Genomic DNA, 11,792 nt, shown 5'->3' with positions numbered 1-11,792 from the left:
AATATGCTAGCCACTGCTTTCACCCTCGGCGTCACCGCCTGCGGCTGGTGGTTCACTTCACTTGGCGACAAATACCCGTGACCTGCGTCTGCTGCAGGCTGGATGTGTGTCATGCCCGACACACCTACGAAAATGGCCTGTCAATCTATGGCAGGCCATTTCATATGCTTATTTCAGTTTGTCGTATTCTGCAGGATCAACCTTTTCCAGCCATTCTGGTTCTCCCTTGGACCAGTCTTCCAAAGCAAGATGGGGAACCAGCTGTCTCTGGCAGCACCATGCCAGTGTTTTACGCCGCCGGGAATATCCACAACGTCACCTGCATGCAGTTTGATGGCATCACAGCCTTCTTCCTGATACCATCACATTCCATCTGTTACAGACAGTCATGCAGGATGGCTTTGACTTCTTCTTTGCTTAACGGGACATAGGCATGTAACAGTCTGCCATTTCTGCCGGCATGTTCTGCCATCTCATCAAAGTGCTCCTCCCCAATGTTCAGTGCACTTAATGTCATTGGCACACCAAGCGAAGTAAAGAACTTTTCGGTTTCATCGATTGCCTGCTCAGCCGTTTCTTTGTCACTCTTGCCCACAATGCCCCAGACATCTCTGCCGTACTGCGCAAAGCGGGACAGCGTATCATCATTGAGCATATGGCGCATCAGTCTTGGTGTGATAATGGCAAGACCGACACCATGGGTGACATCATAGAAGGCACTCAGTTCATGCTCAATGGCATGGGCAGGCCAGCCGCCATAGCCGCATCCCTGTGACAGAATGCCATTGCATGCCAGAGAAGATGTCCACATCAGCTCACCTCTTGCCTGTGCATTGTCAGGCTCCTTCACTGCCACCGGAGCATAATGAATCACTGTCTTGATGGCACCTGCCAGCATCTGATCTGCCAGGTATGTCATATCCGGTCCAAAGTACTGTTCCAAAAGATGCGACATGATATCAATGGAGCCGGCTGCGGTCTGCTTTGCAGGTACCGTGTATGTATAAGCCGGATCCAGAATGGATACTTTTGGCATGGTCAGCTCATTGCCATAGCCGATCTTCTCATTGGTTTCAGGGTTGGTGATGACAGCACCATCATCATATTCACTGCCCGTGGCAGCTAATGTCAGAATGGTAACCAGCGGCAGTGCCTTTTCTGTCTGTTTGCCCTGTGAAACCATTTCCCATGGATCGCCATCATAGTACACACCAGCCGCAACAACCTTGGCACAGTCAATCACACTGCCCCCGCCTACTGCCAGAACCACATCAATGTTGTGTTTCCTGCACAGAGCAATGCCTTCTCTGTCACTGTCAATTCTGGGATTCGGGGCAATGCCGGCCAGCTCATAAATCTCACAGTCTTTCAGCAGGGCATACACCTTGTCATAGATACCATTGCGCTTGATCGAGCCGCCGCCATAGCACAGCAGCACTTTCTTCCCGAATTTTGCAATCACCTCAGGTAGATGCTCAATCTGTCCCTTGCCAAATAACACTCTAGTTCCAGCCTGATACACAAAGTCTTCCATATTTACCTTCTCCTGTTCTGACCGCATCATTGCAGTGTCTTATTACCTTGGCACTATTGTAACATGGATCGTATCTCCATTCTTTTTTCCAAGCTTCTGACGGATGGCCTTCAATACACCGATGATATAGCAGATGTTTCCATTCTCATCTTTGACACCCATATTGACGATACTGCCATCATAGGGAAGTCCATCAAATTCGGCATGGACTTTGACTCTGCCTTTACCATACTCTTTACGGATATCATAGGGAAAGATGATATAGGCACCGCCCTTGTCAGGAATCTCATGCAGTACGGCAGTAAATGTATATTCCTTCTGCATATCAGTCCTTGCACAGGGCAATAATCTCTTTTAATAGATCATAGGCACGGTCAAATGAGGCAAGATCGAGTTCTTCTTCTGGTGTATGGATGTACCGGGAGACAGGGCCAAAAGTAATGATATCCATCGCAGGATCCAGACCTTTGAAGATGCTGCACTCAAGGCCGCCATGTCCAGCCGAAACTTCAAGTTTTCTGCCATGTGCCTCTGCCACCTTTGCATACTTGTCGCGCATTGGTGAAACCTGGGAATAGTTCCAGCCCGGATACCGGGTCACCACTTCCATGGAAATGTCAAGGATAGAGGACAGTTTTCTCAATATGCCAAGCAGATTGTCCACGCCGCTTTCCAAAGCCGAGCGGATCAGTGTCTGCATATGTACATGATTTCCTTCGGTATGGACAATACCTAAATTCAAAGATGTCAATGTCAGTCCTTCAATGGCCAGTGATTTATGCTGGAAACCATTTGGCATCAGATAGATCATGTCCAGCAAAGCAGAGGATGATGAATCGCCCGCATGTTCTTCTGGCATCCTGACTGGTGTGCAGTCTGCTGTAAAGCCTGGATCACTGATTTTCAGTTCTTCTTTGATAGCAGCAGCACTCTTCTTCACAGATGCAAGCAAACCAGAAGGATCTGCCGCAGTCGTAAAGACATATTCCGCTTCCCGGGTAATGGCATTGTCCTTTGTACCGCCTTCCAGCGAAACAAGATTGATCCTGATGCCGGCACTTTCAGCTTCTTCCAGAATTCTTACGGCAAGGATATTGGCATTGCCGCGTTCTTTGTGAATCTCACCACCGGAATGGCCGCCCTGCAGCCCATAGACATGCAGTACATAAGCAGGATCACTGTTTGTGACCATGTGCAGATCAATATCCAGATTGACATCACAGCCGCCGGCGGAGGAAGCTGCTGTTACCACTTCCCCACCGCCATCAAGACTGATCAGCCTGTGTCCATGGATATCTTCCTTTTTCAGCTTTTCCGCCCCTAATAATCCGATTTCTTCCATCGTTGTAAAGATGCATTCCAATGGTGGATGCGGCAAGGTCTCATCTTCCAGAATTGCCAGCATATAAGCCACACCGGTGCCATCATCTGCACCAAGGGTTGTGCCTTTTGCCTTTAACAGATCGCCATCGGTATACAGATCCAGAGGATCTTTCAAGAAGTCATGATGACTGCCTGCTGTCTTTTCACACACCATATCCATATGTGCCTGCAGAATCAGCACAGAGGCATTTTCATAGCCTTTGCTGGCAGGCTTATCAATCGTGACATTGAACACTTCATCCTGGTGCCACTGTAAGCCATGATCTTTGGCAAACTGCACAACAAAATCCGAGACTGCTTTCTCATTGCGCGAACCGCGCGGAATCTTTGATATCTCATGAAACCAGTAACAATGTCTTTTCTTCAGATCAAACTCCATAGCTGCATCTCCTTTGCCTAATGATAAGGCAAAACAAAACAGATGTCAGTTTTCAATCCTGCCATCCCTGCAGATCAGTCTTCTTTTCTATTTTCATCGTGCAATCTTTTTCATCTCACTTTGCCACATACTACATTCTTCAAGCGCGAAAAAAATGCCGGATTGCCTGTATTCATGCAGGTTTTCCGGCATTTGTTTTCCTCCTGACTATCAAAGATTTTCACTTCTGTGCATTCTGCTGTTTGACAAGCTGGTGAATCTCATTGGTCACGTCTGACACCTTGTAGTTTTTCAGATCATTCTCAAAATGATCCTGTACTTCCTGCAGGTCCTTTTCCAAAGCCGCATGAATATTCCGTCCTACCGGACAGTTGGGATTTGGATTTTCATGAATGTGGAAAAGTTCTTCCTTGTTTTTTTCCACAGCCATATAAACATCATAAAAAGAAATCTGATCCAGCGGCTTTGCCAGAGTAATACCGCCCGGTCCTCTTTTTGTGTCCACAAGTCCTGCCTTTTTCAGTTCTGACATCAGACCGCGTACAATCACCGGATTGGCACCAATACTGCCAGCGAGCATATCACTGGTGACTTTCTCATCCTTTTCAAAATATTCCACCGCTGCCAGGATATGAATGGCAATCGTGAATTTCGTTGATATCTGCATATTACTTTCACCTCATGAATCTTCTGCTAGTATCAATGCCACAGTTTACCGGTTTTGACAAGCAAAATGAAAACCTGCACATGCCTGCAGGTCCTCATACGCGTATTTTTTATATGAATCAGGCTCTGACAATAGAGATTCTCTGCTGGATGTGATTGCCCTTTTCAATCTCATCCACCAGGGCAATGGCATAATCGGCATAAGAGATGATGCTTTCATTTCTGCTGTTGAGAGTCAGCTCCTCACCGCCAAGGATGTACTTGCCGCTTCTTTCTCCATCTGCCTGGAAATCACCAGCTGGTGAGATGTAGGTCCACTTGACACCTTCGGTGGCACGCAGCAGTGCCAATGCAAGGCCATGGGCTGCACTGACCGGCTTATACGCATCCGGGAAGGATGGCTGCAGTTCTACCGTAGAAGTATGTTCCTTATTGACATACAGTCTGCCGGCACCACCCACAACCACCAGACGGGTATCTGTTCCCTTGACAAGATCTGCCAGCGTAATGGCAGCCTTGGGAATGACATACATGGTTTCCAGTGTCCAGGCACCTGCTGCGTCCACAACGACGTCAAATCCCCTGAGATCCTCTGCTGTCAGATCAAACAGATCCTTCTGTACATAGTGCTGTGCTTTGGTGTTGTTTTCATGGCGGCCAAAACCTGTTACCTCAAAGCCACGATTGACTGCCTCTTCAATTACCTTGTTAGCGACACGGCCATTTGCGGCCACAACTGCAATCTTCTTTTTCATTTTATCTTCCTCCATATTTGATGTCATATGTTTTATTTCATCTTACGTGAATATCATATCATGGAGAAATTTAACGTCAACTATTTTATTACATTTATCGTTTCTTCTTTTCAGCCTGTGTACGCATCATCTTTATGATTAGAAAAATCCTGTTTCGCCAGCCATTCCTCTTCTTCTTTGGTTTCCGGTATATCAATGCGTTCAATCCTGAAGATCACCGGCCGAGTGCCATCATTGCAGCAGGTGATCATCATACGGTCATCATTGGTCCAGCCATGCATGATCGAACCACCCTGTAAGCCGGTATAAATATAACGGTTGATGGCATCCCATGCCTCAGAACAGAATGGTCTCTTCGGACCGCCTGCTGTTTCCTCCGGGTTACAATCCGTATGCACAAGTGTATTGAGTCCCATGTGATAGAAATCATCTTTATCAGCTGTTCTGTCAAACAGGTAGACATCACCCTTGTGGAAAACCGGACATGGACCTGAAGCAGGATCAGCCAGATATTTCTGTTGATATTCAGAAAAGCACTTCGTATCCAGTACGGTTACTTTGACTCTGTGTTTCATATGTACTCCTGTTCTCTTTCTGTTTTCTTAATGCTTTTCACCAGGAGAATAAGGTACAAAAGCTCACAAGGCATCCTTAGGACAGGCTTTGACACATTCCATGCACAGTATGCATTCTGTCCCATTGATCCGGTTTCTGGCATTGTTGGTCACATCCACATCCATTGGACAGACGCGCTTACACTTTTCACAGTTGACACATTTGCTGTGATCGCACTGGATGCGGATCAGCGAATAGTAACTCATCGGTTTCAGAAAGACTGTGATCGGACAGATGTACTTGCAGAAAGCACGGTTATCCTTAAAAAGGAAGGCAAGAAAGATGCCAATGGCGTAATAGGCAATGTTGCCAATGACAAACGTCCAGATCATGATCTTTTCAATGTGGTTAACATGTGCCAGGAACAGTGCTGCCACAAAGACAAAAGACAACAGGAACATGACATAGCGGATCCAGCCGATCTTCTTCCTTTGATGCAAAGCAGGTATCTTGTATGGCAGAAAGTCCAGTACCATGGCTGTCCAGCAGGCATAGCCGCACCAGCCCCTGCCAAACAGCAATGGACCGAAGATCTTGGCAATGGCATAGTGAATGACGGCAGCTTCAAAGGTACCGGTAAACAGGTAATACCAGAATCCTTCGATCTGCATATTCTCTTTCTGGATCAGGCCAAGATACACAAGCATATAGCCGCCGACCAGCAGCTGTACAATACGTCTTGCATGTTTATAGTTTCTGATATAGAGAAACAGGCCCAGGGAGATGGAAATGCCGATATAGCTGAAATTGAGAAGATAAAACAGGTTGTGCTTTGTCAGCCAAAGTGTAACAGCCGTACTCTCAAAGGCTAATAGTAAGATCAGTGGCACAGCATATTTGTTCTTTTTCATGATAATCACCTGATATCAGAATATCTGATCATTGTAAAATCCAATGACAAAAACAGCAGATCCACCCCAATCTGGGGATCTGCTGTTTTGATGATTACTGCAATTGTATTATCTGCCGCCTGCATTGTTGTACAGAAGACGCTGCTTTAACTGTGTATTGTCAATGCCAAGAGCTTCCATGATCTTAAAGGCAAAGGGATATGGGGTGGCCGGCCCAGGTGAGGTAATCAGGTTCTGATCCCAGACCGCCGGAGCATCCACGAAATTTCCATCGGTCAGCACCTTGTCATAGCCTGTATAACCTGTGACTGTCTTTCCTTTCATTACACCAGCCGCATGTGCCACTTTGGTGCCAGAGCACATGGCACCAATCAGCTTATTGTTCTCATTGAACCAGCGCAGTGTATTCATGACATCTGTATTGTCCATCAGCTTTGTCCAGGAAGTTCTGCCGCCTGGCACAATGATGATGTCATATCTTCTGACAGTCTCCGGATCAAATGGTGCATCTGCCTTGATATCCATGCCCTGCATGGAATGCACCCAGAGGTCTTCATGAAAACAGAACTTTGTAACTATGACACCTGCTCTTCTCAGCAGGTCCACAATCTGAATCGTTTCGCTTTCTTCAAAGCCTTCCATCATCAATACCGCTGCCTTTTTCATGCCTGTTCTCCTTTCTCATCAAATGCCTTGTCATATACCATTCTCGACTTCACCGGTTTTGGATCAATGCCCAGTTCTTTGACAAGTGCATAAGCAAACCGCCATGCCAGCGCCGGTCCCTGTGATGTGATCAGGTTTCCATCCTTGACAACAAGTTCATCACGCCAGGTGCCATCCATCAGCTTGTCTTTGATGCCGGGATAGCTTGTATATTGATGATTCTTCAGAATACCCGCTTTCTGCAGAGCCAGCGGTGCTGCACAGATGGCCGCAATCTTCTTTTTATCATGATTCATCTGCTTTAATACTGCCTGCAGCGTTTCATCACTGCACATGTTCTCTGCCCCCTTGTATCCACCCGGCAGAATGATCATATCCGCATCCGTATCTGTTTCATTCAATACACGGTCTGCCCGGATCACATTACCCCAGGCACCTGTGACTTCTCTGTCTTTCAATGCACACATTGCACAGTTTACTTCTGCTCTGCGCAGCACATCCACAATGGTCAGTGCTTCGCCTTCCTCACATCCATCCGGAAGAATCAAAATGGCTTTTTTCATTGTCCTCAGCCTCCTTGTGACACCTGTAAGAATAGGCAGATGACAAAAGGAATGTTGAGATTTCCAGATTGTGGAAATACCGCCATGAATCCTGCTGTCTATTTATAAATATGGCTGAGGTGATGAACATGACGAAACAGGAAACTGCAAAAACACTTTTGATCTTATGCGGGATGACCGCCGCTTCCATCGGTATCAATGGCAATACACCGGGTGTCTTCTATACAGTTGTCAGTACCTCCCTGCACATTGCCAGAGGAACCTTTGCCATGCATGCCTCGCTATCCATGCTTGCCTGGGCACTTGGCTCTCTTATTGTGCCGGATCTGATGAAGAGAATTTCTTACCGGCTTCTATGTGTTGTCTGTCTTGTGGGCATGTGTGTCTCCACCATCCTGATGGGATGTGTCTCTCAGGTTGTCTGGTTCTATCTTCTTGGCATTTTGCGCGGTGCAGCCGCATCCCTGTGTGCCAATGTCCCGGTCACCATCCTCATTGCACAGAAATGGCACAAACGAACCGGCACCATCACATCCTTTGTACTTGCCTTTTCCGGTATTGCCGGTGCCATCTGTTCCCCATTGCTTGCCCAATGCATCACCGCTTATGGATGGCGCAATGCCTACTTCCTGCAGGCAGCCATCATTGCCATATGTTTACTGCCATCTGTCATCATGGGAATTTCCTATGAAGCAGAACAAGTGCAGAAGAAAACCAGCCAGACAAAGTCCCATAGAGATATCCATACGATGATTTCTCTCAGCTTTATTCTGCTTGCCGTCTTTTCTCTGCTGCATACATCCCTGACCGGCATCTGCCAGCATCTGTCCGGCATGGGGGAAGCCAGCGGCATGACACTGGAACAGGGTGCCCTGTTATTGACGTGCGCAATGGCCGGCAATATCCTTTCCAAACTGATCATTGGCATTCTCTCTGACCGCAGGGATGCCATACATGCATGTACCATCATGATCCTCATTAACATTGCCAGCTTGTTCATCCTGACAGCAGGCATGAAGCTTGCCAGTTTCCCCCTTTCTGCCATTGGTGCCTTCCTGTTTGGCAGCGTCTATTCAGTTGGTGCCGTTGGCATCTCCTTATTAACAAGACAGCTGTTTCCACCGACTGCCTACAGCATTCTCTATCCAAAGTTTGCCTTCATGGTCAGTGCCGGCAGTGCCATGTCTCTGCCGCTGATCGGCTATTTCTATGACTTTACCCAGTCTTATCTGCCTGCTTTATACATTGCCATCTTCATTGATGCCATCGACCTGGCATCACTTGCCCTGCAGAATCATGCTTTGAAAGAAAAAGTGATCAGAACCGTACAATTGTGATTATCATGAATGCAGGAGTGCATTCATATGATCTATGGAAAACCGGCAGTGATCCTGCTGAATGAAATTGCCAGTGAAAAACCAGATTCCGCCAATGCCGCCATTGCCAGATGGCTGCTGCACCAGTCTGATCCTGACCAGCTGTCCATCAAGGCAGTGGCCGATGGTGCCCATGTCGGAATTGCCTCGGTATCCCGCTTTGTCAAAGACATTGGCTTTGAGGACTTTTCCTCTCTGCGGGATATGCTCAAAGAAGGGCTGGACAGACCGGCCCGGATTGATAAAACAAAGCAAGACAGCCGCACTATGATCCATGATGAGATTGTCCTGGGCCTGGATCTGGCTTCACAGGTGGATATGCATGCCATCCGCCAGTGTGCAAAGGCCATTGATCATTATCAAAAGATCTGGGTATTCGGATTGATGAAAGCAGAGGCTGCAGCTATCTGTCTTGCCGATGATCTATGTCTTGCCGGCAAAGATGCGGCTACTCTGTTTTCCCATGCCCAGCAGATGGACTGCATCAAACGGGCAGGAAAAGAAGAACTGATCATCCTGTTCAGCTATACAGGCAGCTATTTTGATATCAGCGAAAACGGCCAGCTGCATATCAATGCCCCGGTCATCATGATCAGCGGCGGGCAGAACATGTATCCAGGTCTTACCAGCCTGTTTATCCGCTATCCATCTCATCTGGATAAGGCAAGCCATCCCTATACACTGCTGTATATGGCAGATCTGATCACACAGACATATCTGGAAGACAGGCACTGACTTGTTTTCCTTTTTCTTTACCACGTCTTTACGTATTCTTAAGCAAATGACGATACTCTCTCCTGTATAATATAGACACTCACAGGAGATTGTCTGATGAAACTGACCATATCACATTTACAGAAATCCTTTACCAGCAAACAGGTTTTAAAGGATCTCTGCCTGCAGGCAGAAAGCGGCAGTGCACTGGGACTATTGGGCCGCAATGGTGCCGGCAAAACAACAACCATCCGTATTCTTTTAGGCCTTTTCCCGGCTGACAGTGGTGAAATCCTGCTGGATGGCAGGCCGATTGACAGAAAGAAGGTCAGGTTCGGCTATCTGCCGGAGGAAAAGGGACTGTATCCCAAGAAGAAGATTCTGGATCAGTTGATTTACTTTGCGCAGTTAAAGGGCATGTCCTATTCAGATGCGAAGGTGCAGTGCATGGCCTGGCTGAAGAAGTTTGATCTGGATGCCTATGCCAATAAGAAGCTGGATACCCTTTCCAAGGGCAATCAGCAGAAGGCTGCCTTGATCACTGCACTTGTTCATGATCCGGACATTGTCATTCTGGATGAGCCGTTCTCCGGTCTGGATCCGGTCAATGCCCGGGTGCTGGAGGATGCCGTCAAGGAACAGATTGCCAGGGGAAAAATAGTGTTCTTCTCCAGCCACCAGATGAATTATATTGAAGAGTTCTGCAATCATATTGCCATTCTGCGGGATGGAAAGATTGTGCTGGATGGCACCTTGAATGATATCCGTGCCTCTTATCCGCAGAACCGGCTGCTTGTGCGCAGTAAGAATATTTCTGAAATTATTGCAAAGTATCAGGCTGAGCCCTTTGAGATGGATGGTGCCATTATCACCATGACAGATGAGAATAACAAGCATGAACTCATGCAGGCATTAAGTGAGAATTATGACCTGGATGAGATGCGTGTCATGATGCCGACACTGGCAGAAATCTTTGTAAGCTATGCCGGAAAGGAGAAAAAGGCATGAAACAGTTTGGAATCATTCTGCGCTTTGAGCTCAAGGAAATCTTTTCTTCCAAGGCTTTCAAGGCAGTCACGATCATTGCTGTGATCATCATGGCATTAATCATGTTTGTGCCAAAGCTGATCAAGAACATCCTGACACCTTCTTCTCTGAGCAATAATACGATTGCCGTCAGTGCTGACTGGAATAGCTTTGATCAGAGTGAAACAGATGCCATTCAGAGTGCCATCAAAAAGGCACTGCCAACCGATGATATCCAGTTTGTCAGTGATGATGCCGACACCCTGCAGAAACAGGTCAAGGATGATGAACTGGATGGGGCGGTGATGATCAATTCTTCTGATTTTTCCCGGTATACCTACTATGTCAAGGACCAGTCCATGTATGATGCCAACACAAGTGTATTTGACGGCATCTTTACAAGCATGCTGCAGCAGAAAGCCCTGGAGGAAGAAAACGTATCATCATCCAAAGCCAGTGCCATTCTGCAGCTGAGCGCGTCTCATGACATTGTCAATCTTGGCTCAGACATGTCTTCCACCTTCATCTATGCCTATATCATGGTCATGGCTTTGTATACCGTCATTGCCATGTATGGACAGATGGTGGCCTCCAGAGTAGCAGCCGAGAAAGACTCCAGGGCCATGGAGCTTCTGATATCGAGTGCTTCACCAACCTCATTGATGTTTGGCAAAGTCATCTCGGCATGTCTGGCCGGCATCTTCCAGATCACTGTCATCTTTGGATCTGCTATCATCTTTGCCAAGATGAACAAGTCCATCTGGACATCCAATTCCCTGCTGGCATCCATCTTCAATATTCCCGGCTCACTGCTTGGCTATATGATCATCTTCTTCCTGCTGGGCTTACTCATCTATGCCTTCCTGTTCGGTGCCATCGGTTCGACTGTATCCCGCATTGAAGACCTTGGCACAGCCGTCACACCCATTACCATGATCCTGGTCATCTGCTTCATGATTGCCATGTTCGCCATGTCATCCGGCAACCTCAACAACACCTTCATCAAGGTATGTTCCTACATCCCATTCACCTCACCCATGGTCATGTTCACAAGAATTGCCATGCCTACAGTACCAGCATGGGAAATCACACTGTCCATTGTGATCCTGGTGATATCCGTCTTCCTGGTTGGCAAACTGTCAGCGAAAATCTACCGTACAGGTGTCTTGATGTATGGCCAGAAGATCAAGCCATTTACACTGATAAAGATGATCTGGAAAGCATAAGAAAAGGGCGCGTGCCCTTTTTTGTTATCTTCTTCCGA

General features: G+C 47.2%; 13 protein-coding genes. 4 read left to right on the top strand and 9 right to left on the bottom strand.

The genetic code is table 11. The features are described 5' to 3' along the window. Window positions 1-376 precede the first annotated feature (376 nt). The 9 genes from SOI44_RS07110 to SOI44_RS07070 form a co-directional block, all read right to left on the bottom strand. Window positions 377-1,534: an iron-containing alcohol dehydrogenase gene (locus SOI44_RS07110; RefSeq protein ID WP_331348518.1), complete on the bottom strand. Its 1,158-nt coding sequence runs from the start codon at window positions 1,532-1,534 to the stop codon at window positions 377-379. Window positions 1,535-1,576: 42 nt separating this feature from the next. Next, a complete protein-coding gene (locus SOI44_RS07105; protein ID WP_331348517.1) occupies window positions 1,577-1,858 on the bottom strand; it encodes a DUF1905 domain-containing protein in 282 nt (93 codons plus the stop codon). Window position 1,859: 1 nt separating this feature from the next. Beyond that, a complete protein-coding gene (gene pepD, locus SOI44_RS07100) occupies window positions 1,860-3,296 on the bottom strand; it encodes a beta-Ala-His dipeptidase (protein ID WP_331348516.1) in 1,437 nt (478 codons plus the stop codon). Window positions 3,297-3,516: 220 nt separating this feature from the next. Further along, entirely contained in the window at window positions 3,517-3,963 is a 447-nt protein-coding gene (locus tag SOI44_RS07095) for an Rrf2 family transcriptional regulator (RefSeq protein WP_331348515.1), read from the bottom strand. 118 nt (window positions 3,964-4,081) lie between these two features. Then, window positions 4,082-4,717, bottom strand: coding sequence for an NAD(P)-dependent oxidoreductase (locus SOI44_RS07090; RefSeq protein ID WP_331348514.1), 636 nt, complete (start codon window positions 4,715-4,717; stop codon window positions 4,082-4,084). A gap of 110 nt (window positions 4,718-4,827) precedes the next feature. Continuing rightward, on the bottom strand, window positions 4,828-5,292 hold the full coding sequence (locus SOI44_RS07085; protein WP_331348513.1) for a TIGR04076 family protein: 465 nt from the start codon (window positions 5,290-5,292) through the stop codon (window positions 4,828-4,830). A gap of 63 nt (window positions 5,293-5,355) precedes the next feature. After that, a complete protein-coding gene (locus SOI44_RS07080; RefSeq protein ID WP_331348512.1) occupies window positions 5,356-6,183 on the bottom strand; it encodes a 4Fe-4S binding protein in 828 nt (275 codons plus the stop codon). Between the two features lie 108 nt (window positions 6,184-6,291). Further along, window positions 6,292-6,849, bottom strand: a complete 558-nt coding sequence (locus SOI44_RS07075) for a DJ-1/PfpI family protein (RefSeq protein ID WP_331348511.1) — start codon at window positions 6,847-6,849, stop codon at window positions 6,292-6,294. Further along, window positions 6,846-7,412: a DJ-1 family glyoxalase III gene (locus tag SOI44_RS07070; RefSeq protein WP_331348510.1), complete on the bottom strand. Its 567-nt coding sequence runs from the start codon at window positions 7,410-7,412 to the stop codon at window positions 6,846-6,848. Before SOI44_RS07070 ends, SOI44_RS07075 begins: the two co-directional genes overlap by 4 nt. A gap of 128 nt (window positions 7,413-7,540) precedes the next feature. Here SOI44_RS07070 and SOI44_RS07065 point away from each other — a divergent pair, with 128 nt between their 5' ends. The 4 genes from SOI44_RS07065 (at window position 7,541) to SOI44_RS07050 (ending at window position 11,754) form a co-directional block, all read left to right on the top strand. Continuing rightward, window positions 7,541-8,749: an MFS transporter gene (locus SOI44_RS07065; protein ID WP_331348509.1), complete on the top strand. Its 1,209-nt coding sequence runs from the start codon at window positions 7,541-7,543 to the stop codon at window positions 8,747-8,749. A 27-nt stretch (window positions 8,750-8,776) separates the two neighbouring features. Then, entirely contained in the window at window positions 8,777-9,523 is a 747-nt protein-coding gene (locus SOI44_RS07060) for a MurR/RpiR family transcriptional regulator (RefSeq protein ID WP_331348508.1), read from the top strand. A 96-nt stretch (window positions 9,524-9,619) separates the two neighbouring features. Beyond that, the gene (locus SOI44_RS07055; protein WP_331348507.1) at window positions 9,620-10,510 is read left to right on the top strand and encodes an ABC transporter ATP-binding protein; all 891 of its coding nucleotides are present in this window, start codon (window positions 9,620-9,622) and stop codon (window positions 10,508-10,510) included. Continuing rightward, on the top strand, window positions 10,507-11,754 hold the full coding sequence (locus SOI44_RS07050; protein WP_331348506.1) for an ABC transporter permease: 1,248 nt from the start codon (window positions 10,507-10,509) through the stop codon (window positions 11,752-11,754). The genes SOI44_RS07055 and SOI44_RS07050 overlap by 4 nt, the downstream gene beginning before the upstream one ends. Window positions 11,755-11,792: the final 38 nt, after the last annotated feature.

This window comes from Lactimicrobium sp., from assembly GCF_036453465.1.
Lineage (GTDB): Bacteria > Bacillota_I > Bacilli_A > Erysipelotrichales > Erysipelotrichaceae > Bulleidia.
This window is presented reverse-complemented; position numbering and strand designations above follow the sequence as displayed.